Below are 25,504 nucleotides of genomic sequence, written 5' to 3'. Positions count from 1 at the left end.
CCGTGTAGCTGATCGTCGAGCCTGCCGTGCCGTTGGCGCTGGACGCCACCTTGGTCACCTGCAGGTCCGCGCTGGCGCTCACCCCAAGAACCGCAGTTGCAGTAACGGCATTGCTCCCGACCGAGGTAGTCAGCGAACCCGGAGGGATTGTGTTGGTGATTGTCCCGGCAACCGAGCTCGTCACAACAGTTGTCAGCGAACAGCTTGCCCCCGGCGGGATCAGTGTGCCCGCAGACAACGTCAATGTCCCCTGCCCCGCCGTAGCATTAGCAACACCAGAGACACAACTGGTTTGTGCTATGGATGTCGCATTAAGCAGGTTCGCAGGATAAGCGTCGGTAAACAGCGCAGAAATGGTTGCAGATACCAACGCATGTGTATTGGTAACGGTAATTGTCAGCAAGGCCGTCCCACCAGCATTGATGCTGCTGACAGAAAAACTCTTGGAGACTGTGGGCCGGGATGGGGACACCACATCTGTATCAGAGGCAGAGCAAACACCCGCTACCGTGCACGAGGCTGAGGCATTGGTATTAGCAACGCTTGCCGGCGGAGCGATGGATGCGACGTTGCTAACCTGAGTTTGCGCCTGGGTAATTGCAAGGTGAAAGAGAAGCAGAAACGGAATCGCCGCGAGTCCCAGCGCGCGGCAGACCCGAAAAACAATTCGTAACCGTAGTATTGAAAGGCTATAAACCTTCAAAAAATCCAAAAATCACCTTAAAACTGTTCATCAACCCCATGGCACGCACACCAAGCCTGCTTCGAAGTTTACCGGGATGCGCAATTTATGTAACAAATCATTTCTACAAATCTCCTCAAAAAGTCACCTTTAGAACAAAAAAATCACATTTACGTCGCAGAAAATCACATCTACATAAAGTTGGCCAACAACAAATCACCACAACTCAATGATTTATATGATTTTTTTCAATCACGAAAAATAAATCCAAATACCCCTAGCACTTCATGAAATGCATCACACCCATGTTACTTAATGTTAACTCACGAAAAGTCCCAACCCGTTCCAGCCCCTTCTCAAGATTTACCTGCCCGTCAAATAGAGCTTAAGTTCTCACTTATTTTTTCTCGTTCACACAAAAATCGATCACAAAAAAGATGCCACTTGTTACATCTATGCGATGCAGCACGCATCTTTCACACAAGTAACTTGAAGGAGCGCAACTCAAATTGCTAAGGCGCTCCAATAAGACAGGCGCAAGCAAAGGCGTCGCGCCTAACCCAACCCATAGCCGCTTACGCCAGGTAAGCTCATGGGCTAGGCTTCTTGCTTATCACTGCGGAGCTACGCAGGATGTCCGGCTGATCTTGAGCCGCCGGATCGCCCGTCAAGTGCTATCCGGCCGGGTAGCAAGACCATCCCAGTGCCAAGCAAGTTCGACCCCAAACCGCCAAGGCCAATATTCCAAAACGAGTCGGCAACGACGTTTGAACTCCATCAAAATCTGACCCGGTTATGGAGTGCCCCCCCCACAGGCCCTATCTTGCTAGTTCGAAAGCAGGGCGAATCAAGGGTGATAGACGTGACATGCCATAAGGCCTTGAGCACTGCGAGATCAGATGTTCATCAGCGCGATTGCCCCGTGCACAAGCCTTGCTCGTAACACAGCAAGGCAGTACCCGTGATCAGACAAGAGTGAGCCCAAGCAGACAAGGCAGGTCAGATCAAGCACCGAGAAGCTGGTCACCTAGCTGAGAATCAAGATGGCAACATCGCGAAAACGGCGGCGCGCCTTGAAGGAGATCCACCCAATGAGGTGGGCGAGAAGCCCAAAAGGGATGACGGCTCGAAATGCTTGTAGTTTTCGATGGGGAGCGGCAAAAACACGTGTCGTGCCTGAGCACCGTGTGCAGTTGAAAGACTCGGCACCCTGAAGATACCGCGAGAGAGCTAATCTCGAAAACTGCTTCGCACAGCAAAACCTTCTTCGCGTCCTTTGTGACGCCAAGAAAGAGCTATCGACAGCCGCTCATCTCCGCCTTGCGCACATATGCCTATCGACGCCATCGCGCCCATGCATGTCCGGGAATACATGGACATTCGCGGCCAAGCCGCCAAGGTGCGTGCAAACCGGGAGAAGGCCCTGCTCTCCCACATCTTCAACAAAGCCCGGGAATGGGGTTATACGGCCCTCCAGAACCCATGCCAAGGGGTCAAGGGTTTCAAGGAGGTTGGGCGCTCTAGGTACATCACCGACGCGGAATTTGACCAGGTGAAAGCTCAAGCCCATTTCACCGTGATCGACGCCATGGATTTAGCACTGCTCACCGGCCAGCGGCCAGCCGACGTGCTCAAGCTGAAAAGAACGGATATTCGTGACGGTGCGCTTTGGATCGTCCAGAACAAGACAGGCCAGCGCCTTGGCATAGAAGTCACCGGCGAGCTGGCGGCCGTCATCGCCAGAATTGTCGAGCGTCCACGTCAGGCCATCAGCGCCTGGCTAATTCAGGACGAAAACGGACAGCCTCTGACTCAATTTGCGCTGCGGTCTCGCTTTGACAAAGCGCGGACACTGGCCAAGGTGAATTTTCAGTTTCGGGATATTCGGGCCAAGGCCGCGACCGATACAGGCGATTTGGCGCACTCACAGACCCTCTTGGGGCACAAAAACCGAGAGATGACCGAACATTACGTAAAGTCGCGTGTTGGGGACCGTGTGAAGCCATTGCGTTAGAAAAGCGGGCGATTCAAACAACTGCAATTTAGGTGAAGGCAAATGACTTTAATTGTGGCGCGAGTTATCGGCGAAAAAATTCTCATCCTCGGGGATACGGCACTGAGCTATCAGACCCATCTGAATTCGAATGCGTTCATTGAGGGGTGTCTAAAACAATACCGCGTCAATGATCATCTAGCGGTTGCGTTTGCGGGTGATTCATCGAGTTTTGAACTTCTTTGCGCCGAATTTCTTTCTTGTGACTATGGACATCAAGTTATCGAAGTTGCCCTGCAGAATCCGACGCACCTCGCCAATCTTGACCTGCTGATAGCGGAAGTGGGAGGGAATGAAATCACCTTTATAAAAAAGGGGGTCGTGACTTCAGCCGCCGCGGGATTTATTGGAGACGCACTGGCATACGACAAGTTTCAGCTGGCATACCACGGCGGACCAGACTCGACGTCAGCTCAAGAAAACGCGATCCACGCAGCTCACCTGCAAGTCTTGCGGATTCCCGAACCAATTGATGAAGGCGACCCTTACATCCGGATTTTCGACGCACTAAAAGCGGTTGTGAATGACCCGGATGTTCCCTCCGTAGGTGGTGTGATAGTCCCTCTTTGCACAGACCGAGGGGAATTTCGGTACATAAATTACATGGGCTCGTCCATGTTTCACCCCGTCACTGCGAATGGAGGTTCGCACGCGATGGAATTTGGAACTGTTCAAGCGGGTGGCTATTCATTCGACTTCAGCGATGACAAAGGCAGAGGCGGACGGGGCAACGAGATAGGGTTTTACTTACTGCAGGCAGGATTTGGAGTCATTTTTCCCGCCGATTCCTCGGGCTTTCGGCGTGCGGATCTCTTGCGAGCGTCCACCCCAACCCACTGGGTTCTGAATACCATGAAACGATTCGGACATGGGTTCGATTCCACTTACATCAATCCAGTTGAATGCGGAATTGTGGGTCAGTCTTTTCTCAAGGAAGAAAACTTTGACGACGCATTGTTCTGTTTTGGACTGGGCAACATAGTTCTCCTAGAGAAAGAGAACCCGCACATCATGGACCGATATCAAGCATCCCACGCCGTGGCGCTGCTCTACACCGGGCAGCAGAACAAGGCAATCGGTCTCCTCGAGGCGGAAATTGCTAAAGATCGGCCTGCGCCTGTTTGCTCGGAAGTGCGTCAACAAATCAGGGAAGATTTTGGGGTCTAAGCCCCAACCTGCGCGACGTGCTCGGCGAATTGTAGAAATTCAGCCTAAATTGTAGAAACGCCCCAGAACCCGAAAAGGGCGCTGGGGCGCTAAAAGACTGGTGGCCTGGGGCGGAATCGAACCACCGACACAAGGATTTTCAATCCTCTGCTCTACCGACTGAGCTACCGGGCCAAGCCTATGATTATATATCAGCCAGAAAGCAGTTTATGGACTGGATGCTACACAAAGCCTCAAACATCAGGCGCCACGCTTGCCGCGCGTGAGATCCACGCCCAATTGTTTCAGTTTGCGATACAGGTGGGTGCGTTCCAAACCGGTCTTTTCCGCTACACGGGTCATCGAGCCCCCCTCTTTCGCGAGGTGAAACTCGAAATATGCCTTTTCAAATTCGTCCCTTGCATCTCGCAAAGGCTTTTCGAGCAGGAAACTCTGCGTAGCCTGTGGACCGATCTCGACCGCAACCGGCAGGGTGCCGCCGGTCATCGCAGCTTCCACCGTCAGATCAGACGGGCTGACAACAGCACCAGGCAATCCTGTCTTGCGGCCAGCCGATTTTGTCAGCCCTTGCTCCACAGCCTTAAGCAGCTTCTGCAGGGTAATCGGCTTTTCAAGAAAGGCCATGGCACCAATTTTGGTAGCTTCTACCGCAGTGTCTATCGTCGCATGACCACTCATCATGATGACCGGCATGGTCAGCAAACCGCTGGAGGACCATTCTTTGAGCAAGGTGACACCGTCTGTATCCGGCATCCAGATATCCAGCAGGACCAGGTCCGGTTTTGTACGGCCACGGGCAGCGCGCGCTTGCGCCGCGTTTTCAGCCAGCTCTACCTGGTGCCCCTCATCATTGAGAATTTCCGAGAGAAGGTCGCGTATGCCCAATTCGTCATCGACCACCAGAATATTTGCCATGATTGAATTGCTGTCCTGCCAGTTGTTACCGAATGGTTGTTAAACCACAACTGCAAATGATAACGATACTTGAGCCCCTTGCACGACACCATCTACCACGCGGTTGGAAATATCGACACGTGCGCCGTGTTCGTCAGCGATTTTCTTGACCACTGCCAGCCCCAGGCCCGTTCCCTTGACCTTGGTGGTGACATAGGGCTCAAAAGCCCGTTTGAGGATGTGCTCAGGAAACCCGCTCCCGTTGTCGCGCACACTCAGGCGCACACGCCCTGAGGTCCCGGAATAATCGGTTTTTAGCGTCACCAGGCCATCTGGCTTGCCCTCCTGGGCATCCTGGGCGTTTTGCAACAGGTTGTGGATGACCTGGCGCAATTGCTGTGCATCACCATGGATTGGAGGTGCATCAGGGTCCAGCTCGGTACGGACAGGCACGACAGCATTTTCGCTGGCGTAAAGCTGCATCACATCACTAATCAGCGCATTGAGGTCAACCGGCTTGAGCTCGGCCGCCGGCAAGCGGGCATAGTCACGAAATTCATTGACGAGCCGTTTCATCGCGTCGACCTGGTCCACAATGGTTTTGACGGATTTCGTGAGCAGCACCTGCCCGGGCTCATCCAGCTTTCCTGCGAGCTTCATCTCGAGACGCTCTGCAGACAATTGAATCGGCGTGAGCGGGTTTTTGATTTCGTGTGCCAGCCTGCGCGCGACCTCACCCCAGGCCTGTGCACGCTGGGCTGACACCATTTCAGAAACGTCGTCAAATACCAGCAAAAATTCTTCTGTGCCGGGCATTTTGGCGCCTCGCGCAATCAGGGTGATGGCGTTGTCGGGCGCTCCGGGCGTGGCCGTATTCAACTCAAACGACTGCTGCCATTGCTCAAGCCCATGGGGAGCATTCACATCGCCCAAAAAGTCGGCAAACTGGGCCCCCACCTCCTTGGCAAACACCTCCAGGCCGGGAACTTCACCAAGCGACTTGCCATGGTACGCAGCCAGCGGCGCGCGCAGAATGCGGGTCGCTCCCGGATTGCTGGACTGTATGTAACCCCGCACATCCAGCACGATGACGCCAGCAGTGAGGTTGTCGAGAATGGTTTGCAGGTTGGCTCGCGCCGCGTCGACCTGGCTCATGCTCTGCTGCACGGCGGAGCGGGCATCGCTAAGCTGCTGCGTCATGTCGGCAAAGGAACGGGTCAGGCCGCCAAGTTCGTCCTTGCCCTCCAGCGCCGCCTTGGGTGTCAGGTCACCGAGCGCCACCTGTCGCACGCCCTCAGCCAGCAGCAGCAAGGGTTTGGCGAGCTGGTTGCCCAGCACCACGGCCAGCAGCACGGCACCGAACACAGCCAGAAACAGGCTGAGCGTAAGTGTGCCTATATACATTTTGCGCAGGCCACCACGGGCCAGCGCACGCTCCTGGTATTCCCGGTTCGCCTCCTGAACCGCGATGGCATTGGCCACCAGCGGCGCGGGAAGGCCCTGTGTCACCTGCAAAAAACGCGCTTCTCCCAACAGGCCGACATTGGGGTTGTTGACGACTGCGATGGCCTTGATGCGTGCGCTGACAGGCGGGCCGGTCGAGGGCATTGCGCTGGCAAGTTCGCCAGTACCGGTCAGCACCAGTTCGTCCAGCCCCTCAATCTGCGTCACCACACGCTGTGCCCGGGCTGTTCGAAACTGCTGCGCCGCAGGCCGCTCGGGGTTGATCGTGAAACGCGACTCGCCCACACTCGCAATCACCTGGCCCGACGCGCTCCACAGCACAATATCCCGGGCGGAAAGCTGGTCGCGCAAACGCTCCAGCGTCAATCCTGCAATTGCATCCGGCGTTTCTGACACTTGCGTGGCGGCCTGCCGGGTCTTATTGGCCAGGTCCAGGGCCATGGCATCGAGTGTGGCGCGCCCCAGGTTCAGGCCGGCGTCCAGCGCCCCTTCCACCTTCACATCGAACCAGCTTTCGATGGAGCGTGACACAAACTGGTAAGACACCACGTAAATCATCAGTCCGGGCATCAGGCCGACCAATGCAAAGATCGCAGCAAGCTTGACCAGCAAACGGCTGCCAAAACGCCCGGCGCGCAGGCGCAGCAGCAGGCGTGCACCTATCCAGCCAATCACCAGCACCAAAAGCACCGCAACCACGATGTTGAGCACCAGCAAGCGGTCGTAGTTGCGCTCGTAGAGCTCGCGGTTGCCAGTTGCCTGTGTGAGCAGGAACATCAGCACCAGCCCCAGGGCCACCATGGCACCGGCCCCAACCCCTACGGTCCACCGGAAAGCCAGGCTGTTCCTGATGGATGAGACGTTGCCCTTCAGGCTCACCTGTCAGCCTCTTTTGTTGGCGGTATTGCCGTTAACTTCGGCTTGTCGTTCGCTGCCGCAACAGGCTTGACAGCCCCAATCTGCATGCGCTCACTCACCTGGACAACAATGGTCCAGTCTTTTTGTCCTGCGACGCCGATCTGGAAAGGCCGGGGCAATTGCGAAAGATCCAGGCGGAAACTGAAGTCGAGCCTGTGCACGACATCGGGATCGACCTCGGCGTTGTCGGCAATTCTCCAGCGCGACAGGCGCTGCACTGCAGACAAGGCCTCGGGCAAGGTGTCGTAGTTCTGGTTCAGCGTGGCCCTCAGGCCCGCTGAGTTGTTGATCAAGCCAGTCACGATGTTGACACGCCAGCGGCGGGTCAAGGGCTGAAATGCAAGGCGTATGGTCCGCGTGGCGCTGGCAACGCGTTTGTCGGTCCAGTACCAGCGGTTTTGGTATATGTCCGCTTCTACCACGAAAAACATGGGAATACCCTTCATCAGGGCGTCTTCAACCACCGGAGGAAGCTCAAACTCGACAATGGCTGACAGGTAAATACCGTCATCGGCACGCTCCACCTTCAACTGCTCAAGCTCCGCCGCAACAGCCTTTTGGCCGCCATACACCAGAAAAAAACACAGCCACAGGGCGAAAAGGCGCCGCACCACGGAATCAGGCGTTGTGCTTTTCAAGGAGGGCGTAATAGAAACCGTCGTGCTCACGCAGTAAATTGTCCGGGAAGACCGGGCCTGCAACGCCACTTTGGGGAAGTAAATGGCCTGGCGAGGGCATTAAATGTGCATCTTTGTGGTTTGCAACAAACGTTTGTATCTGGGTATCGCCTTCAGCCCTGAAAACCGAGCAGGTACAGTACAACAAGCGCCCGCCAGGTTTGAGCAGGGGCCAAAGCGTATTGAGCAATTGCGCCTGGATGGCGGCAAGCTGGGCGATATCGCCCGGCCGGCGTAGCCAGCGCACATCCGGGTGGCGCCGGACTATGCCCGAGGCCGTACACGGCGCATCCAGCAAAATACCGTCGTAAAGCTCGCCATCCCACCATGTCCCGGGCTCGCCCGCATCGGCCACCACAATCCGGGCCTGCAGATCCAGGCGCTTTAAATTCTGGGCAATACGCTCGCAGCGCCGGCCATCTATATCCAGTGCCGTCACGTCGCCATCCACCAGCTCCAGCAGGTGTGCGGTTTTGCCCCCGGGTGCAGCGCAGGCGTCGAGGATTTTCAGTCGATGGCCTTGCGCACGGTGCGGCATCAAGCCCTCCAGCAACAAAGGGGCCGCCAGTTGGGCCGCAGCGTCCTGCACCGAGAAATGCCCCTCGGCAAACCCTGGCAGCGACGGCACCGACTGGGCGCTGGCCAGGATCACACCCTGGCTTGCGACCGGAGATGCTTCAATATTGATAGCTGCCAGCGCCTGTATATATTGGGCCTGAGTCGTTTTTTGTGCATTAACACGCAGGATCAACGGCGCCCGCTTGTTGTTGGCATGCAAAATCGCCTGCCAGTGCTCCGGATGATCTTTACGCACCCGGTCTATCCACCACTGCGGATGGTTCCAGACAGCCTGCGGATTTTTTTCAGTCAGCGCCACCAACTCGTCGCGCTCGCGCAGGAAGCGGCGCAGGCAGCCGTTGATAAAGCTGGCTTGATGACGCGTAGCTTCACTGCGCTTGGCCGCTTCAACGGCCTGGTCAACCAATGTGTGCGAGGTGTAGTGCGCATCCTGCTCTCGCCAGATAAGGGCCAGGACCACACACAGCAGCGCGTCGGCTTCCGGTGGTGGCGGGCGTTTGGCCAGTTGCTGGCGCAAGGCCTCGGCGCGGCCCAGCCAACGCAGCGTGTGAAAGCCCAGCGACTGGACGCCGGGACGCAGCGCGCCATCGACATCTTCCAGCGCGGCGGTCATGGACTGGCCGTCGCGAACGGCCATCAATAAAGAAGCAGCTCCCTGCAACTGGCGCCAGAGGGGAATGGGTGTCGGGTGATCTTGCATGGGTCTCATGGATACCGCCCGGAAAGAGCGGCCAGTCCGTATTAGACCAGCCGCGGAACTGGCTTTGCCAGGCCGCAGGCGGGCGGCCCCCTTGGGGGGCCAAGGAGCTACACGCAGTAAGCGACTGTGGGGGCCATCAGATCAGCGTGTCAGCCCAGATATTGCTCGCCCAGCTCAAGGCATAGGAGCCTTCAAGTTCCGTCGGACCGGCACTGACGCCACCCGAGCCCGCCACGGCCTTGAAGGTCTTTTCTGCTGCCACATACTCGTGCACACTGGCCACGTGGATGACGTTTTTGCCATCCACAAAGCTGTAGCAGGTGTTTGTCAGCATGGGCGCCGGGTTCACATCCCAGCCCGACAGCTGCGCCACGATGGCCGCTGCCGCCACCTTGCCGTGGTTGTTGGCCATATGCCCGCTCTTGGGCATGGCCGGAGCCACCTGGATGGAGTCGCCCAGCACATGCACATCTTTGGCGGCCGTGGATTCAAACGTCAGGTAATTGACGCCGCACCAGTGGTTGTTGGCCTGGTTGTTCAGGCCAGCCTGCACGGCAATCGTGCCGGCACGCATGGAAGGCAGCACATTCAACACGTTGGCCTTGACGTCGTCCTGCACATCAAATTTGATAATGCCGGCCTTGGCATCAACCGCCGTGGCCTTGTGCTGGTTGCGGTATTCGATGATGCCCTTGTACTGCTCGGCCCAGAACTTCTTGAAGAGCGGCCCTTTGGAGGTGACGTCCGGGTTGGCATCGAGGATCAGCACTTTGCTGCGCGGCTTGGCAGCCTTGAAATAACCGGCGATGACGGACGCACGTTCATACGGGCCGGGCGGGCAACGGTAAGGTGCCTCGGGAATGGTGATGGCATAAACGCCGCCGTCAGGCATGGCTTCGAGCTGCCGGCGCAACGCCACGGTCTCTGCGCCGGCCTTCCATGCCTGGAGGACCTGGCCGGCGTCATTGGCCGCCTTCAGGCCTTCGATGCTGCCAAACATCAACTCCACGCCAGGCGCGACTACCAGCTTGTCGTAAGCAATGGTGGCGCCGCCTGCGAGCGTGACGGTTTTCTTCGCCGTATCGATGGCGCTGGCGTAGTCCCTGACGACCGTGACGCCGTGGTTTCTGGACAAGCCGGCATAAGACGTCGTGATGTCGCCAATCTGCTTGCCGCCACTGAGCACCAGGTTGGAGATCGGGCACGAAATGAATGCCTGCTCCGGCTCTATCAGCACAACGTCGATTTTGTAGTCCGACAGCAGGCGCACATATTTGGCGGCTGTCGCGCCGCCGTAACCACCGCCAATGACCACCACTTTGGCCTTGGCGGGAATGCCGGCCGTGCTGGCACAACCAGCCAGGCCCAGCAGCCCCAAGGCGGCAGTCGATTGCAGGAAGGAGCGGCGTTGGAAAAGGGACTGTTTCATGGTGTTCTTTCCTTGGGCTGCTTTATTTCTTCTGGGCGGCAAAATAGCCCGCAAGCGACGCGATCTGCGCATCGTTGAAACCTTTGCTGATCTGATGCATCACCGTTGCGGGACGGGTGCCGGTCTTGAAGGCCGTCATCTGGGCCACGAAGTAATTTTTATCCAGCCCCGCGAGCGAAGTCACGCTTGTGCCCTGCACTGCCCGGCCGTCGGTGCCGTGGCAATTGGCGCAGGTGGCCGCCAGGCTTCTGACATACAAGGCGTCCTTGTCCTGCGCCTGCGCGAATGAACCCAGCGCGAGGCAGAGCAATGGCATGGCGAGGTTCTTGATGACTTTCATTTTCATGGCTTTCTCCTGACGTTTTCAACCCAATGACAATTTAACGCGGTGTCCATCGCACCCTATAGGGAGTATCCAGTACTTCGCGGGGCCTTCGAGCGCCGCCCTTCCAATCATTACCTATATGCTTAGTGCCATCTCATGGCTGGCAAACGGCCCTGTTCAGAAAATCGCATCGGGTCGGGTTGCCGGCGCATCATCCTGCCCTGCAGGCAAGGCAGGCATGGACCGGCCATAAATGCGCCGGATGCGCTCTGCCAGGGACGGGTGCGTGTCAAACCACCCGTTCGCGGCGCCGGTATTGACGAGCAGCATATGCTGCACAGACGGGTGCATGGGCCGCGCCGGAGCCCCATAGGCCTGCTGGCTGGCCACCTTGCGCAGTACGCCGCCCAAACCGTCCTTGCTGCGCGTGAACTGTACGGCGCGCGCATCCGCCAGAAACTCGCGCTGGCGTGACACCGCAGCCCTCAATGCGCGCCCGGCCAGCCAGCCTAGGGACCCTGTGACCTTGATCGCGAAACCGGGCAAGGCCAATACGGAACGGTGTCCGTCGTCATCGGCCTCGCACATGCGCTTGCCAAGGTTGAAAATCATTTCCAGCCCGAACACCATGCCCGCCAGCCGCATGTTCAGCCGGGTGTCCCCCTCACGGATGTGGCTGAATTCATGCGCCACCAACCCCTGCAATTCGTCACGCGTCAGCCCATCAAGCGCGCCCCTGGTCACCGCAACCACGGCGTCATCCTCGTCCCAGCCGCAGGCAAAGGCATTGATGCTGTCGACCCGGTCCAGCACCATGGCACATGGGGGTTTCATGCTGGCCGCAATGGCCAGCTCGCTGACGATGTTGCAAAATTTCTGCTCGGACGCCCGGCTGCCCGGCCATGTCTCGCGCGCGCCCACACGGCGGGCCAGCTTTTCCCCGCCGCCCTCCAGCACCGAGGTCTCCAGCCACCAGCCGCCCAGCACAAAGACCAGCGTCATCACGGTATTGACCGTGAAGAAGTACGCCGGGTAGCCACCGCCCCCAAAAGACATGACACGCCAGGTCAGGGCCAGCGCCAGGTTGACAGCAAGCACCAACCCGAACACGGTCAGCGCAAACAGCACCAACAGGCGCGTGGTTTGGCCGCGGGCCTGTTCCTGTTGCTCGAAAAACCTCATGCCGGCCAATGATTCGTTTCAGTCCCGATAAAGGACTACAACTGTATGCGTACAGCCTGTCGCTCAACCGCACTTTCGGTAGAGCGCAACATCGCAGACGGCGCGAAGCCAAACAGCCTGGCGAGCAACAGCGCAGGAAACTGGCCCTGCGCATTGTTGTAGTCCAGCACAGCGTCGTTGTAGGCCTGGCGTGCGAAAGTGACCTTGTTTTCGGTACTCGTGAGCTCTTCGCTGAGCTCGCGGATGGTCTGGTCGGCCTTGAGTTCGGGATAGGCCTCGGCAACGGCAAACAGGCGCCCCAGGCTGCCATCCAGCTCCTGCTCAGCGGCGGCAAGCGTGGTCACCGCCTGCGCATTGGCTGGACGGCTGCGCACGGCGTCGCTGGCTGTACGGGCCTGGTTGCGGGCCGTCATCACGGCCTCCAGCGTGTCGCGCTCATGCTGCAGGTATTTTTTTGCGGCTTCCACGAGGTTGGGGATCAGGTCGTAGCGGCGCTTGAGCTGCACATCGATCTGGCCAAATGCGTTCGCAATGACATTTTTAAGGCGCACCAGGCGGTTATAAGCGCCCACGGCCCAAAAAATGGTCACGGCCAGCAGCACGATCCAGGTCAGCGTTTGAAGTGACATACGGGACTCCTTGAAGCGGGAAATAAACGGCGGGTGCATCACGGCCCTCGCGGCATCAATCATTGCAGCGGCTACCCGGCAGACTGCCGCGAGAGCTTAACTGCTTTTTCGGCGGGCCTGCAAGACCACCAGTACCAGCGGACAGGAAATCCAAACGCTATATTTTTGATAGCTGTCTGCGCGTGCAGGACGGCGGCCAGAGGCACTTTCTCTTCCAAAAATCCGCTCCTGAGCCCAAAATCAGGCATCCAATGCGTCAAACGGCCTGCGGACAAGGCCCCACCACCCCGCCACGATATAAACGCACAGCCCACGTAAAAACGCCCCGCACCTTGTTCAAGGGAGCGGGGCGTTGCGGGCCTGAAGTTATCAGGTAGCTTCAGGCCATGGCTGGGTCAGCTTACTCGGAGGCTGCGTTCTCGCCGGCATCACCGGCAGGCACGGCCTCTAGTTCGGCGGCTTCCGCTTCGGCGATGGCACGGCGCTCGGCGTCGTCCATCAGGTCCTTGGCTTTGCGTGCCTCGTGGTAAGCCATACCGGTACCGGCAGGGATCAGGCGGCCGACGATCACGTTCTCTTTCAGGCCACGCAACTCGTCGCGCTTGCCCATGATGGCAGCCTCGGTGAGCACGCGGGTGGTTTCCTGGAAGGAAGCCGCAGAGATGAACGAGTCGGTCGACAGCGATGCCTTGGTGATACCAAGCAGCAGGTTGCTGAAGGTCGCCGGGATCTTGTTTTCCGAACGCAGCGCGTCGTTGTTGTCCAGCATGGCTGAACGCTCGACCTGCTCGCCAGCGATGTAGCTGGAGTCACCAACGTTTTCGACGACCACACGACGCAGCATCTGGCGAACAATCACTTCGATGTGCTTGTCGTTGATCTTCACGCCCTGCAGACGGTAAACGTCCTGGACTTCGTCGACGATGTAGCGGGCCAGCTCTTCCATGCCCAGCAGGCGCAGGATGTCTTGCGGGTCGGCCGGGCCGTCCACAATCGATTCGCCCTTGTTCACCACCTGGCCTTCGTGCACGAGAATGTTCTTCTCTTTTGGCACGAGGTCTTCCCAAACCTTGCCTTCAGGATCGGTGATCTGCAGGCGAACCTTGCCCTTGGTCTCTTTACCAAACGACACGGTACCGGTCATTTCTGCCAGTGTGCCCTTGTCTTTCGGCGTACGCGCTTCGAACAGCTCGGCAACACGCGGCAGACCGCCGGTAATGTCACGGGTCTTCTGGCCTTCGATAGGGATACGGGCCAGCACTTCGCCGGGGCCCACGTCCTGGCCGTCACGCACCTGGACCAGCGCACCGATCTGGAAGCCAATCGTCACCGAGTGATCGGTGCCGGGGATCTTGACTTCGTTGCCGGTCGCGTCGATCAGCTTGACCTGCGGACGGATCACCTTGGTGGCGCCGCGGCGTTTCGGATCGATCACCACCAGGGTGGACAGACCAGTCACTTCGTCGAGCTGCTTGGCAACGGTCACGCCTTCTTCCACATTTTCGAACAGCACCTTGCCGGCGAATTCGGTAATGATGGGGCGGGTCAGCGGGTCCCAGTTGGCCAGGATGGCGCCAGCCTTGATGGTCTGGTCAGCCTTGACGGTCAACGTGGCACCGTACGGCACCTTGTGGCGCTCGCGCTCGCGGCCGTGCTCGTCATGGATGACGATCTCGCCGGAACGGGCAATCACGACCAGCTCGCCTTTGCTGTTGGTCACATAACGCATAGGTGCGTTGAAGCCGATCACGCCGTTGGACTTGGCTTCGACGCTGGAAGCAATCGCAGCGCGCGATGCGGCACCACCGATGTGGAAGGTACGCATGGTCAGCTGCGTGCCGGGTTCGCCGATCGACTGGGCGGCGATGATACCGACTGCTTCACCGATGTTGATCAGGCCACCACGGCCCAGATCGCGGCCGTAGCACTTGGCGCACAGGCCGAAACGGGTTTCGCAGGTCAGTGCGGTACGCACTTTCACTTCGTCGACACCGGCGGCTTCAAGTTCCTCGATCAGGTCTTCGTCCAGCATCACGCCGGCTTTGGCCAGCACCGAGCGGTTTTCGGGGTGCAGGACGTCTTCCACTGCCGTACGGCCGAGGATACGGTCGCGCAGCGATTCGATGACCTCACCACCCTCGACGATGGCGCGCATGAGCGAGCCTTCCTGCGTGCCGCAGTCGTCCTGCGTGACCACCAGATCCTGCACCACGTCGCACAAACGGCGTGTCAGGTAACCGGAGTTGGCGGTTTTCAGCGCCGTGTCGGCCAGACCCTTACGGGCACCGTGGGTGGAGATGAAGTACTCCAGCACGTTCAGGCCTTCGCGGAAGTTGGCGGTAATCGGCGTTTCGATGATGGAGCCGTCAGGCTTGGCCATCAAACCGCGCATACCGGCCACCTGGCGAATCTGTGCGGCGGAACCGCGGGCGCCGGAGTCGGCCATCATGTAGATGGAGTTGAAGGATTCCTGCTCGACTTCCTTGCCATTGCGGTCCATGACCCGCTCTTTGGAGAGCTGGGCCATCATGACCTTGGACACCTCGTCGCCGGACTTGCCCCAGATATCAACCACCTTGTTGTAACGCTCGCCGGAGGTCACCAGACCCGAGACATACTGCTGCTCGATCTCTTTGACTTCCTTTTGTGCACGCGCAATGATGGCGCCCTTTTCCTTGGGCACCAGCATGTCGTCGATACAGATGGAGATACCGGCCTTGGTCGCCAGGCGGAAACCCGACTGCAGCAGCTTGTCGGCAAACACCACGGTCTCCTTCAATCCGCACTTGCGGAAAGACACGTTGATGAGCTTGGAGATTTCCTTCTTCTTCAACGCCTTGTTGATGTTGGAGAAAGGCAGGCCCTTGGGCAGGATTTCCGACAACAGCGCACGGCCGCCCGTGGTTTCCCACAGCTTGGTCGATGGCTCGAATTCGCCGGTTTCCTTGTTCTTGGTCCACTCGGTCAGGCGCACGCTGATGCGGGCGTTCAAATCGAGCTCGCCCGCGTCAAAAGCGCGGCGGACTTCACCTGTGTCGGCAAACACCAGGCCTTCGCCCTTGCCGTTGGTACGGTCACGGGTGGTGTAGTACAGGCCCAGCACAACGTCCTGTGAAGGAACAATAGAAGGCTCGCCGTTGGCAGGGAACAGAATGTTGTTCGAAGCCAGCATCAGCGTGCGGGCTTCCATCTGCGCTTCCACAGACAGCGGTACGTGGACAGCCATCTGGTCACCGTCAAAGTCGGCGTTAAAGGCCGAGCAAACGAGCGGGTGCAGCTGGATGGCCTTGCCTTCGATCAGGATGGGCTCAAAAGCCTGGATACCGAGACGGTGCAGCGTAGGCGCACGGTTCAGCATCACGGGGTGTTCCTTGATGACCTCTTCCAGGATGTCCCACACCACTGGCGTGCCGGATTCAACTTCCTTCTTGGCCGCCTTGATGGTGGTCGCGATGCCCATGGCTTCGAGGCGCGAGAAGATGAAAGGCTTGAACAGTTCCAGCGCCATCAGCTTTGGCAAACCGCACTGGTGCAGCTTGAGCGTAGGGCCCACGGTAATCACGGAACGACCGGAGTAATCGACGCGTTTGCCCAGCAAGTTCTGGCGGAAACGACCGGACTTGCCCTTGATCATGTCGGCCAGCGATTTCAGCGCGCGCTTGTTGGCGCCCGTCATGGCTTTGCCACGGCGGCCGTTGTCGAGCAGCGAATCGACTGCTTCCTGCAGCATGCGCTTTTCATTGCGGGCAATGATTTCAGGCGCTTTCAGCTCCAGCAAACGGCGCAGGCGGCTGTTGCGGTTGATGACACGGCGATACAGGTCATTCAGGTCGGAGGTCGCAAAACGACCACCGTCCAGCGGCACCAGCGGACGCAGGTCCGGCGGCAGCACAGGCAACACGTCCAGCACCATCCACTCGGGCTTGATGCCGGACTTCTTGAACGCTTCCATCAATTTCAAACGCTTGGCGTTTTTCTTGATCTTGATTTCGGAACCGGTCAGGTCATTGCGCAGCTTGTCGATCTCGATATCGAGATCCAGGCCTTCGAGCAGGTCCTTGATGCCTTCGGCACCCATCTTGGCGACGTACTCGTCACCGTATTCCTTGCGCTTGGCGTCATAGTCGTCTTCCGACATGATGCTGAATTTCTTCAGCGGGGTCATGCCGGGATCCGTCACCACGTATGCTTCAAAGTACAACACGCGTTCGATGTCGCGCAGGGTCATGTCGAGCACCAGGCCCAGGCGCGACGGCAGCGACTTCAGGAACCAGATGTGCGCGCACGGTGCCGCCAGGTCGATGTGACCCATGCGCTCGCGGCGAACCTTGGTCTGCGTGACTTCAACGCCGCACTTCTCGCAGATGACACCGCGATGCTTGAGGCGCTTGTACTTGCCGCACAGGCATTCGTAGTCCTTGATGGGGCCAAAAATCTTGGCGCAAAAAAGACCATCGCGCTCGGGCTTGAAGGTGCGGTAGTTGATGGTTTCAGGCTTTTTGACTTCGCCGAAAGACCATGAACGGATCTTCTCGGGCGAGGCCATGCCGATCTTGATGGCATCGAAATGCTCATCCGGCGTGAATTGCTTGAACAGGTCGAGTAATGATTTCATGAGTTAAATCCTTTTCTTTCCTGCGATTAGCTGCGTTCGAGTTCGATGTCGATACCGAGCGAACGAATTTCCTTGACCAGCACGTTGAACGACTCGGGCATGCCCGCCGTGATCGCGTGCTCGCCCTTGACGATGCTTTCGTACACCTTGGTACGGCCTTGCACGTCGTCGGACTTGACGGTGAGCATTTCCTGCAGCGTATAGGCGGCACCGTAGGCTTCCAGCGCCCAGACCTCCATCTCGCCGAAACGCTGTCCACCGAACTGCGCCTTGCCGCCCAGCGGCTGCTGCGTGACCAGCGAGTACGGGCCGGTTGAACGTGCGTGCATCTTGTCGTCCACCAGGTGGTGAAGTTTCAGGAAGTGCATGTAGCCCACGGTCGTCGTGCGCTCAAACGCGTCACCCGTGCGGCCGTCGTACAGCTGCGCCTGGGTGCGGGTTGCGGTAAGGCCCTTGGCCTTGGCCAGGTCGTCAGGGTAAGCCAGTTGCAGCATCGCCATGATCTCGGCTTCCGATGCGCCGTCAAACACGGGGGTTGCAAACGGAACACCGGCGGAGAGATTGCCCGCCATTTCGATCACTTCGGCATCAGACAATTTGCCCAGGTCTTCCGAACGACCGGACTTGTTGTACACGGTGTCCAGCAATGCGCGAACTTCCGCCACCTTGGCCTCTGCTTGCAGCATGTTGCCGATACGCTGGCCCAGGCCCTTGGCGGCCCAGCCCAAATGCACTTCAAGCACCTGACCCACGTTCATGCGGGAAGGCACGCCCAGCGGGTTCAGCACGATGTCGCACGGCGTACCGTCGGCCATGTGCGGCATGTCTTCGACCGGGACGATCTTGGACACCACACCCTTGTTGCCGTGGCGGCCGGCCATCTTGTCGCCAGGTTGCAGGCGGCGCTTGACGGCCAGGTAAACCTTGACCATCTTCAGCACGCCGGCTGGCAGCTCGTCGCCCTGCGTGAGCTTCTTGCGCTTTTCCTCGAAAGCCAGGTCGAAACTGTGGCGCGTCTGCTCCATCGAGTTCTTGATGCTTTCGAGCTGCGAAGCCACTTCGTCATCCGCAGGACGGATGTCGAACCAGTGGTACTTCTCGACGTCGGCCAGGTAGGCCTTGTCGATCTTGGTACCCTTGGCCAGTTTTTTCGGGCCGCCATTGGCGATCTTGCCGTTGAGCAGCTTTTCAATACGGTCAAACGCGTCGGCTTCAACGATGCGCAACTGGTCGTTCAGGTCCAGGCGGAAACGTTTGAGCTCGTCGTCAATGATCTGTTGGGCACGCTTGTCGCGCACGATGCCTTCACGGGTGAAGACCTGCACGTCGATGACCGTACCCTGCGAACCCTGGCTCACGCGCAGCGAGGTGTCTTTCACATCGCTGGCTTTTTCGCCGAAGATGGCGCGCAGCAGCTTTTCTTCAGGCGTCAGCGTGGTCTCGCCCTTTGGCGTGACCTTGCCGACCAGCGTATCGCCCGGCTGGACTTCAGCACCGACATAAATAATGCCGGATTCGTCAAGGCGGTTGAGCTGGTGCTCTGACAGGTTGGGAATGTCGCGCGTGATTTCTTCGGAACCCAGCTTGGTGTCGCGGGCCATCACAACAAGTTCTTCGATGTGAATCGAGGTGTAGCGGTCTTCGGCCACCACACGCTCGGAAATCAGGATCGAATCCTCGAAGTTGTAGCCGTTCCAGGGCATGAAACCGATCAGCATGTTCTGGCCAATGGCGATTTCGCCCAGGTCGGTCGATGCGCCGTCGGCAATCACATCACCCTTGGCCAGCTTGTCGCCGATCTTGACGATGGGGCGCTGGTGGATGTTGGTGTTCTGGTTGGAACGCTGGTACTTGATCAGGTTGTAGATGTCCACGCCGACTTCACCGGCCAGGGCTTCTGCATCATTCACACGCACCACAATGCGGGTTGCATCGACATAGTCGACGATACCGCCGCGGTTGGCCGTGACCACCGTGCCGGAGTCAACTGCCGCAACGCGCTCGATACCGGTGCCGACGAGCGGCTTTTCCGGACGCAGCACAGGCACAGCCTGACGTGACATGTTGGCACCCATCAATGCGCGGTTGGCATCATCGTGCTCGAGGAATGGCACCAGCGAGGCGGCCACAGAGACGATCTGCGCAGGCGACACGTCCATGTACTGCACACGCTCGGCGCTAACCAGCACGGACTCGCCGTTTTCACGGGCAGAGACCAGGTCGCCGGTCAGCGTGCCGGCGTCGTCCAGGGCCGCATTGGCCTGGGCGATGACGTACTTGCCTTCTTCGATGGCGGACAGGTAATCGATCTGGTCGGTGATCTTGCCGTCCACGACGCGACGGTACGGCGTTTCAATGAAACCGTATTCGTTGAGGCGGGCATACAGGGCCAGCGAATTGATCAGGCCGATGTTCGGGCCTTCAGGCGTTTCAATCGGGCAGACGCGGCCGTAATGGGTCACGTGCACGTCACGCACTTCAAAACCTGCACGTTCGCGGGTCAAACCACCGGGGCCAAGGGCCGAAACACGGCGCTTGTGGGTGATCTCGGCCAGCGGATTGGTCTGGTCCATGAACTGCGACAGCTGCGAGGCGCCGAAGAACTCTTTCAACGCGGCCGAGATAGGCTTGCTGTTGATCAGGTCATGCGGCATCAGCGGCTCTTGCTCGGCCTGGCCGAGACGCTCTTTCACAGCCTTTTCGATACGTGCCAGACCGGTACGGTACTGGTTCTCGGCGAGTTCGCCGACACAACGCACACGGCGGTTGCCGAGGTGGTCAATGTCATCGACTTCGCCGTTGCCGTTACGCAGGTCCACCAGGATCTTCACGACCGCGAGGATGTCCTCGTTGGTCATGACCATGGGGCCGGTGGAAGAGTCGCGGCCCACGCGGGCGTTGAACTTCATGCGGCCGACCTTGGACAGGTCGTAGGTGTCCGGGTTGTAGAACAGGCGCTGGAACAGGGCCTGGACTGCATCTTCCGTAGGCGGCTCGCCGGGGCGCATCATGCGGTAGATCGCGACACGTGCGGCAAACTCATCAGCCGTTTCATCGGAACGCAGGGTCTGCGAAATGTAGGAACCCTGGTCGAGTTCATTGGTGTACAGAACCTGCAGGTCCTGCACGCCGGCAACGCGCAGCTTCTTCAGCAGCACTTCGCTCAGCTCATCATTGGCCTTGGCGATGATTTCGCCGGTTTCGGCATCAACGATGTTCTTGGCGACCACACGGCCGATCAGGAAGTCTTCAGGCACGCTGATGGTGGTGGTGCCGCTTTGTTCCAGTTCGCGGGTATGGCGAACGGTGATGCGTTTGTCCTTGGCGACAACGACCTTGCCGGCCTTGTCGGTGATGTCAAAACGCGCCACTTCACCGCGCATGCGCTCGGCGACGAATTCCATCTGCGCACCGCTGTCCATCAGGCGGAAGTTGTCGAACACAAAGAAGTTCGCGAGGATGGATTCCTGGTTCAGGCCGATGGCCTTGAGCAGGATGGTGACCGGCATCTTGCGGCGGCGGTCAACACGGAAGTACAGAATGTCTTTCGGGTCGAACTCGAAATCGAGCCATGAACCGCGGTAAGGAATGATGCGGGCCGAGAACAGCAGTTTGCCCGAGCTGTGGGTCTTGCCCTTGTCGTGCTCAAAGAACACGCCGGGCGAACGGTGCAGCTGGGACACGATCACGCGCTCGGTGCCGTTGATCACAAAAGAGCCCTTGTCGGTCATGAGCGGAACTTCGCCCATATAGACTTCCTGCTCCTTGACCTCTTTCACGACCTTGGATTGCGACGTCGATGACTCGCGGTCATAGATGATCAATTGCACTTTGGCACGCACGGCCGACGCGAACGTCAGGCCGCGGGTCTGGCATTCGCGCACATCGAACGCGGGTTTTGCCAGGTTGTATTCGATGAATTTCATCTCGACAAAACCATTGTGCGAGACGATGGGGAAAGCGTTTTCAAACGCTGCCTGCAGGCCTTCCACGGTGCGCTTTTGAGGTGCACGGTCGGCTTGCAGGAACGCGGTGTACGCGTCCTTCTGCATTTGCAGCAGGTAGGGGACAGTCAACACGCTTTCGCGGTTGCCGAAGCTTTTGCGGATGCGTTTGCGTTCGGTATAACTGTATGTTGAAGTTGGGGCCATGAGTTCTCCGCGTTGATGGGCTCTGGCGACTCTGTGCCCGAATACACCACGTATTCAGGCGGGCTTGGTGGTTGGCCGCTACCAACCATGGCGGACGGTGATGCATTGCACATCACCCGAACCAAGGCATTTTCTGCAGTCGAGGGTCAGAAAACACTGAAAAAAGGATAGATCCGATCTTCTTTTCAGTGTGCTCTTTGAAGCACAAAAGGCTGGAAGCCCTTTTAAGGTCTTCCAGCCTTCGCAAACACAAGCAATTACTTGAGTTCGACTTTCGCGCCGGCTTCTTCGAGCTTTTTCTTGGCGGCTTCTGCGTCGGCCTTTGGAGCGCCTTCCTTGACGTTCTTCGGAGCGCCGTCAACCAGGTCCTTGGCTTCTTTGAGGCCCAGGCCGGTGATTTCGCGAACTGCCTTGATCACGGACACTTTGTTCGCGCCTGCTTCGAGCAGCACGACGTTGAAGTCGGTCTTCTCTTCAGCAGCAGCAGCAGCGCCGCCGCCAGCAGCAGCAGGAGCAGCCATGGCTGCAGCGCTCACGCCAAATTTCTCTTCGATGGCTTTCACCAGGTCGTTGAGTTCCAAGACCGTCATGCTGTCCAGCGCGGTCAAAAATGCGTCTTTATCGAATGCCATTTTGATTTCCTAAAAAAGTTGGGGTCAAGTTAAGCCGCTACGGCTTCGGGTGCTGCTTCTGCTGCAGGGGCGTCGCCGCCACCTTTTTTCGCCGCCAGCGCGCCCAGCACAACGGCCGTACGCGACATAGGCGACATCAGCAAGCCACACACCTGGGCCAGCAACACTTCCTTGGAAGGGATGTTGGCCAGTTGCTTCACGCTGTTCACGTCCAGGACTTTTCCTGCCATTGCGCCTGCGCGAATCACCAGCTTGTCGTTGGTTTTTGCGAAGTCGGCAACCACCTTGGCGGCGGCAACAGCATCAATGGAAAAGCCGTAGATCAGCGGTCCGGTCATCTGGTCGGCCACGACTTCAAATGCGCTACCTGCCACGGCACGGCGAGCCAGGGTGTTCTTCAGAACACTCAGGGTCACGCCTTTGTCGCGGGCTTGGCTGCGCAGCTTGGTCATGTCAGCGACCGTGATGCCACGGTATTCCGCCATCACGAGCGTTTGAGCTTTAGCGGCGAGGCCGGTCACTTCATCAATGACGGCTTGTTTCTCACTGCGATTGAGACTCAAGGTCTACTCCTTAAAAATGTGCTTTCTGACTACCGCTTTCGCGGCAAGCATCCAGCACGCTCATATTCAGCGACCAACTGTTTTCAGATTCTTTTCAAAACCATTCAAGCAGCGGGACCGCCATCTGCGTTGGCTGTCTTTCGATTAAGCGGCGGGTTTCAGGCCTGCCGCGCCAACGGTCCTGGATGACCCGCCGAAGTGTTCACCCCGGCGGCCCACCACATCGGACAGCCCTTGCAGGCCATCCAGATTTTTGCGATTACGCTGCGATGGTTTGCGTGTCGACGCGAACGCCCACACCCATCGTTGACGAAACCGCAACCTTCTTCAAATACACGCCTTTGCTCGAAGCCGGCTTGGCTTTTTGCAGGGCATCGATCAGTGCAGCCAGATTGCCCTGCAGCTTGTCCGTGTCGAACGAGCGGCGGCCAATCGTGCCATGGATAATGCCGGCCTTGTCAACGCGGAACTGGACCTGGCCAGCTTTTGCGTTGCGCACAGCCTGGGCGACATCCGGCGTGACGGTACCAACCTTCGGGTTAGGCATCAGGCCGCGGGGGCCGAGCACCTGACCGAGGGTACCGACGATACGCATGGCATCGGGAGATGCGATCACGACGTCGAAGTCCATCTTGCCAGCCTTGATATCGGCAGCCAGATCGTCCATGCCGACGATGTCGGCACCGGCCGCCTTGGCTTCTTCAGCCTTGGCGCCCTGGGCAAACACGGCCACACGCTTGGTCTTACCGGTGCCGTTGGGCATCACGACCGCGCCGCGAACGACCTGGTCGGATTTCTTGGCATCCACACCGAGCTGGACGGCGACGTCGATGGACTCGTCGAACTTGGCAATCGCATGTTCCTTGACGAGGCCCAGCGCATCAGCGAGGGGGTACAGCTTGTTGCTGTCGATTTTGCCCACGAGGGCTTTTTGGCGTTTGCTCAGCTTGCTCATACAACGCCCTCCACCGACACGCCCATGGAACGGGCCGTACCAGCAATCGTGCGAACTGCAGCGTCGAGATCAGCAGCCGTCATGTCTTTCATTTTGGTCTTCGCGATTTCTTCAAGCTGCGCGCGCGAGATCTTGCCAACCTTCACCGTGTGCGGCGTGGCAGAACCCTTGTCGAGCTTGATGGCTTTTTTGATCAGGACGCCTGCGGGAGGCGTCTTGATGACGAAGGTGAAACTCTTGTCGGCAAATGCCGTGATCACCACAGGCAGTGGCAGGCCCGGCTCAACACCCTGGGTCTGGGCATTGAATGCCTTGCAGAATTCCATGATGTTCAAGCCGCGCTGACCCAAAGCCGGGCCGATCGGGGGGGATGGATTAGCCTTACCAGCTGGCACTTGCAGCTTGATAAAGCCGACGATTTTTTTCGCCATACTTTTCTCCTTGCGGGTCATAACGCCTGAACACTGCAAAAAGGCAGGTCCGGGCTCCCCGGGGGTTACACAACTCAATCATGGCTCCGGAGAACCATCCGCGCCGAGTTGCAAGGCGCGAATCTCTTAAAGAAACTTAAGTTTTCTCGATCTGGCTGAATTCCAGCTCAACCGGTGTTGCGCGGCCAAAAATTGTGACCGACACGCGAACCTTGTTCTTGTCGTAGTTGACTTCTTCGACCGTGCCGTTGAAGTCCGTAAACGGGCCGTCCTTGACGCGGACGTATTCACCCGCTTCAAACTCAACCTTGTGGCGCGGCTTCTCGGTACCGACCTGCATCTGGCTGACGATTTTCTGGACGTCTTCCTCGGAAATCGGGGCCGGTCGGTTCTTGGCGCCGCCAACAAAACCGGTGACCTTGTTGGTGTGCTTCACCAGGTGCCAGGTTTCGTCATCCATCACCATCTCGACCAGCACATAGCCCGGAAAGAAACGACGCTCCGTCGTTTTCTTCTGGCCGTTCTTGATTTCTACCACTTCTTCGGTGGGAACCAGGAAACGGCCAAATTTGGCCTGCATGCCAGCGCGGTTGATGCGCTCGACAATATTGCGCTCAACCGCCTTTTCCATGCCGGAATAGGCATGGACGACATACCACTGCATGCCGGGGGTCGGCGTGAGGGACGTACCCGCCGCCACTTCGCTGACTACTGTGCCGTTGAGGTCGCTCATTATCTTTTCCATCCCAGGATCAAGTCGTAAAACACCCATTCGAGCGTCTTGTCTGTCAACCACAAGAACAAGGCCATCACCACGACAAAGGCAAAAACGTAGGCGGTCATCTGTATGGCTTCCTTGCGAGTCGGCCAGACAACTTTTTTGACCTCACGCCAGGAATCACGCCCAAAAGCCAGGAACTGCTTGCCGAGCTCCGACGACACAAATACGACCACCGCAGCCACCAGGCCCACAATCAGGGCACCCCACTGGGCAACCGGGCCCTGCTTGGCCAGCAGGTAAAAACCCACCAGCGAAGCCAGCACCAACACAACAGCCAGGCCCAGCTTGGCCTTGTCAGCGTTGGTGCTCACGGTTTCAACTTGAGAAGAGGCCATAGTTGCCGGATTTCCTGTTTAATCTTTACCAGCCGCCCCGGAAAATGCTTTCCCGAGACGGCTTCCTTAAACGCTTTGGCCCACCTGGAGTTTTTGACTCCGAGCGGGCCTGCTTTTTTATCTTTTCAAACCACCTGTACCACTGAAGCGCCAGCGACGCACCTCAGTAGCCGGGTGGCAGGGGCAGTAGGAATCGAACCTACAACCTTCGGTTTTGGAGACCGACGCTCTGCCAATTGAGCTATACCCCTATAGGCTTTTACGCAATGATCTTGGCCACGACGCCGGCGCCAACGGTCTTGCCGCCTTCGCGGATGGCGAAGCGCAGGCCTTCTTCCATGG

Annotated in this window: 20 protein-coding genes and 2 tRNA genes; 2 read left to right on the top strand and 20 right to left on the bottom strand. The window is 58.3% G+C overall.

Annotated elements, in window-relative coordinates; genetic code table 11:
* Positions 1 to 712, bottom strand: a 712-nt coding sequence (locus ACFQND_RS13165; RefSeq protein ID WP_377413805.1) for a DUF7933 domain-containing protein, incomplete at its 3' end; no start/stop codon positions are given.
* Between the two features lie 1,300 nt (positions 713 to 2,012).
* Between ACFQND_RS13165 and ACFQND_RS13160 the strand changes: the two genes are divergently transcribed.
* The gene (locus tag ACFQND_RS13160; RefSeq protein WP_371435889.1) at positions 2,013 to 2,696 is read left to right on the top strand and encodes a tyrosine-type recombinase/integrase; all 684 of its coding nucleotides are present in this window, start codon (positions 2,013 to 2,015) and stop codon (positions 2,694 to 2,696) included.
* Between the two features lie 42 nt (positions 2,697 to 2,738).
* Positions 2,739 to 3,902, top strand: a complete 1,164-nt coding sequence (locus ACFQND_RS13155) for a hypothetical protein (protein ID WP_371435890.1) — start codon at positions 2,739 to 2,741, stop codon at positions 3,900 to 3,902.
* A gap of 98 nt (positions 3,903 to 4,000) precedes the next feature.
* Here ACFQND_RS13155 and ACFQND_RS13150 read toward each other — a convergent pair.
* The 19 genes from ACFQND_RS13150 to ACFQND_RS13060 form a co-directional block, all read right to left on the bottom strand.
* Positions 4,001 to 4,076, bottom strand: a tRNA-Phe gene (locus ACFQND_RS13150).
* A 66-nt stretch (positions 4,077 to 4,142) separates the two neighbouring features.
* Positions 4,143 to 4,817 (bottom strand): response regulator, encoded by a 675-nt coding sequence (locus ACFQND_RS13145; RefSeq protein ID WP_371435891.1) that lies wholly within the window; start codon positions 4,815 to 4,817, stop codon positions 4,143 to 4,145.
* A gap of 39 nt (positions 4,818 to 4,856) precedes the next feature.
* Positions 4,857 to 7,139 carry a sensor histidine kinase gene (locus ACFQND_RS13140; RefSeq protein ID WP_371435892.1) on the bottom strand — a complete coding sequence of 761 codons (2,283 nt, stop codon included), beginning with the start codon at positions 7,137 to 7,139 and terminating at the stop codon, positions 4,857 to 4,859.
* Positions 7,136 to 7,816 (bottom strand): DUF4390 domain-containing protein, encoded by a 681-nt coding sequence (locus ACFQND_RS13135; protein ID WP_371435893.1) that lies wholly within the window; start codon positions 7,814 to 7,816, stop codon positions 7,136 to 7,138. Before ACFQND_RS13135 ends, ACFQND_RS13140 begins: the two co-directional genes overlap by 4 nt.
* Positions 7,797 to 9,134, bottom strand: coding sequence for a 16S rRNA (cytosine(967)-C(5))-methyltransferase RsmB (gene rsmB / locus ACFQND_RS13130; protein WP_371435894.1), 1,338 nt, complete (start codon positions 9,132 to 9,134; stop codon positions 7,797 to 7,799). The genes ACFQND_RS13135 and rsmB overlap by 20 nt, the downstream gene beginning before the upstream one ends.
* 136 nt (positions 9,135 to 9,270) lie before the next feature.
* On the bottom strand, positions 9,271 to 10,563 hold the full coding sequence (locus ACFQND_RS13125; protein WP_371435895.1) for an FCSD flavin-binding domain-containing protein: 1,293 nt from the start codon (positions 10,561 to 10,563) through the stop codon (positions 9,271 to 9,273).
* A gap of 22 nt (positions 10,564 to 10,585) precedes the next feature.
* Positions 10,586 to 10,909: a c-type cytochrome gene (locus ACFQND_RS13120; RefSeq protein ID WP_371435896.1), complete on the bottom strand. Its 324-nt coding sequence runs from the start codon at positions 10,907 to 10,909 to the stop codon at positions 10,586 to 10,588.
* A 156-nt stretch (positions 10,910 to 11,065) separates the two neighbouring features.
* A complete protein-coding gene (locus ACFQND_RS13115; protein WP_371435897.1) occupies positions 11,066 to 12,070 on the bottom strand; it encodes a M48 family metalloprotease in 1,005 nt (334 codons plus the stop codon).
* Positions 12,071 to 12,105: 35 nt separating this feature from the next.
* Entirely contained in the window at positions 12,106 to 12,699 is a 594-nt protein-coding gene (locus tag ACFQND_RS13110; RefSeq protein WP_371435898.1) for a LemA family protein, read from the bottom strand.
* A 400-nt stretch (positions 12,700 to 13,099) separates the two neighbouring features.
* Positions 13,100 to 17,314 (bottom strand): DNA-directed RNA polymerase subunit beta', encoded by a 4,215-nt coding sequence (gene rpoC, locus ACFQND_RS13105; RefSeq protein ID WP_371435899.1) that lies wholly within the window; start codon positions 17,312 to 17,314, stop codon positions 13,100 to 13,102.
* 26 nt (positions 17,315 to 17,340) lie between these two features.
* Positions 17,341 to 21,465 carry a DNA-directed RNA polymerase subunit beta gene (rpoB, locus tag ACFQND_RS13100; RefSeq protein WP_377413797.1) on the bottom strand — a complete coding sequence of 1,375 codons (4,125 nt, stop codon included), beginning with the start codon at positions 21,463 to 21,465 and terminating at the stop codon, positions 17,341 to 17,343.
* Between the two features lie 257 nt (positions 21,466 to 21,722).
* A complete protein-coding gene (gene rplL, locus ACFQND_RS13095; RefSeq protein ID WP_371436750.1) occupies positions 21,723 to 22,097 on the bottom strand; it encodes a 50S ribosomal protein L7/L12 in 375 nt (124 codons plus the stop codon).
* A gap of 29 nt (positions 22,098 to 22,126) precedes the next feature.
* Entirely contained in the window at positions 22,127 to 22,660 is a 534-nt protein-coding gene (gene rplJ / locus ACFQND_RS13090) for a 50S ribosomal protein L10 (protein WP_371436751.1), read from the bottom strand.
* A gap of 259 nt (positions 22,661 to 22,919) precedes the next feature.
* A complete protein-coding gene (gene rplA / locus ACFQND_RS13085) occupies positions 22,920 to 23,615 on the bottom strand; it encodes a 50S ribosomal protein L1 (RefSeq protein ID WP_371436752.1) in 696 nt (231 codons plus the stop codon).
* Entirely contained in the window at positions 23,612 to 24,046 is a 435-nt protein-coding gene (gene rplK, locus ACFQND_RS13080; protein WP_188708843.1) for a 50S ribosomal protein L11, read from the bottom strand. The genes rplA and rplK overlap by 4 nt, the downstream gene beginning before the upstream one ends.
* Before the next feature lie 136 nt (positions 24,047 to 24,182).
* Entirely contained in the window at positions 24,183 to 24,710 is a 528-nt protein-coding gene (gene nusG / locus ACFQND_RS13075) for a transcription termination/antitermination protein NusG (RefSeq protein ID WP_371436754.1), read from the bottom strand.
* Between the two features lie 68 nt (positions 24,711 to 24,778).
* A complete protein-coding gene (gene secE, locus ACFQND_RS13070; RefSeq protein WP_371436753.1) occupies positions 24,779 to 25,162 on the bottom strand; it encodes a preprotein translocase subunit SecE in 384 nt (127 codons plus the stop codon).
* 175 nt (positions 25,163 to 25,337) lie between these two features.
* Positions 25,338 to 25,413: transfer RNA gene (locus ACFQND_RS13065), tRNA-Trp, on the bottom strand.
* An 8-nt stretch (positions 25,414 to 25,421) separates the two neighbouring features.
* On the bottom strand, positions 25,422 to 25,504 hold an 83-nt coding region (locus ACFQND_RS13060; RefSeq protein WP_449301354.1), incomplete at its 5' end, for an EF-Tu C-terminal domain-related protein.

Source organism: Polaromonas aquatica (genome assembly GCF_042659145.1).
GTDB lineage: Bacteria > Pseudomonadota > Gammaproteobacteria > Burkholderiales > Burkholderiaceae_C > Polaromonas > Polaromonas aquatica.
The sequence above is the reverse complement of the archived record's forward strand: the minus strand, read 5'-3'. Positions and strand labels throughout refer to the sequence as shown.

Excerpts from the sequence above, each read along its gene's own strand:
- ACFQND_RS13160 (WP_371435889.1), top strand. The coding sequence starts at position 2,013 with ATGCCTATCGACGCCATCGCGCCCATGCATGTCCGGGAATACATGGAC.
- ACFQND_RS13155 (WP_371435890.1), top strand. The coding sequence starts at position 2,739 with ATGACTTTAATTGTGGCGCGAGTTATCGGCGAAAAAATTCTCATCCTC.
- ACFQND_RS13145 (WP_371435891.1), bottom strand. The coding sequence starts at position 4,817 with ATGGCAAATATTCTGGTGGTCGATGACGAATTGGGCATACGCGACCTT.
- rsmB (WP_371435894.1), bottom strand. The coding sequence starts at position 9,134 with ATGCAAGATCACCCGACACCCATTCCCCTCTGGCGCCAGTTGCAGGGA.
- ACFQND_RS13125 (WP_371435895.1), bottom strand. The coding sequence starts at position 10,563 with ATGAAACAGTCCCTTTTCCAACGCCGCTCCTTCCTGCAATCGACTGCC.
- ACFQND_RS13120 (WP_371435896.1), bottom strand. The coding sequence starts at position 10,909 with ATGAAAATGAAAGTCATCAAGAACCTCGCCATGCCATTGCTCTGCCTC.
- ACFQND_RS13115 (WP_371435897.1), bottom strand. The coding sequence starts at position 12,070 with ATGAGGTTTTTCGAGCAACAGGAACAGGCCCGCGGCCAAACCACGCGC.
- ACFQND_RS13110 (WP_371435898.1), bottom strand. The coding sequence starts at position 12,699 with ATGTCACTTCAAACGCTGACCTGGATCGTGCTGCTGGCCGTGACCATT.
- rpoC (WP_371435899.1), bottom strand. The coding sequence starts at position 17,314 with ATGAAATCATTACTCGACCTGTTCAAGCAATTCACGCCGGATGAGCAT.
- rpoB (WP_377413797.1), bottom strand. The coding sequence starts at position 21,465 with ATGGCCCCAACTTCAACATACAGTTATACCGAACGCAAACGCATCCGC.
- rplL (WP_371436750.1), bottom strand. The coding sequence starts at position 22,097 with ATGGCATTCGATAAAGACGCATTTTTGACCGCGCTGGACAGCATGACG.
- rplA (WP_371436752.1), bottom strand. The coding sequence starts at position 23,615 with ATGAGCAAGCTGAGCAAACGCCAAAAAGCCCTCGTGGGCAAAATCGAC.
- rplK (WP_188708843.1), bottom strand. The coding sequence starts at position 24,046 with ATGGCGAAAAAAATCGTCGGCTTTATCAAGCTGCAAGTGCCAGCTGGT.
- nusG (WP_371436754.1), bottom strand. The coding sequence starts at position 24,710 with ATGCAGTGGTATGTCGTCCATGCCTATTCCGGCATGGAAAAGGCGGTT.
- secE (WP_371436753.1), bottom strand. The coding sequence starts at position 25,162 with ATGGCCTCTTCTCAAGTTGAAACCGTGAGCACCAACGCTGACAAGGCC.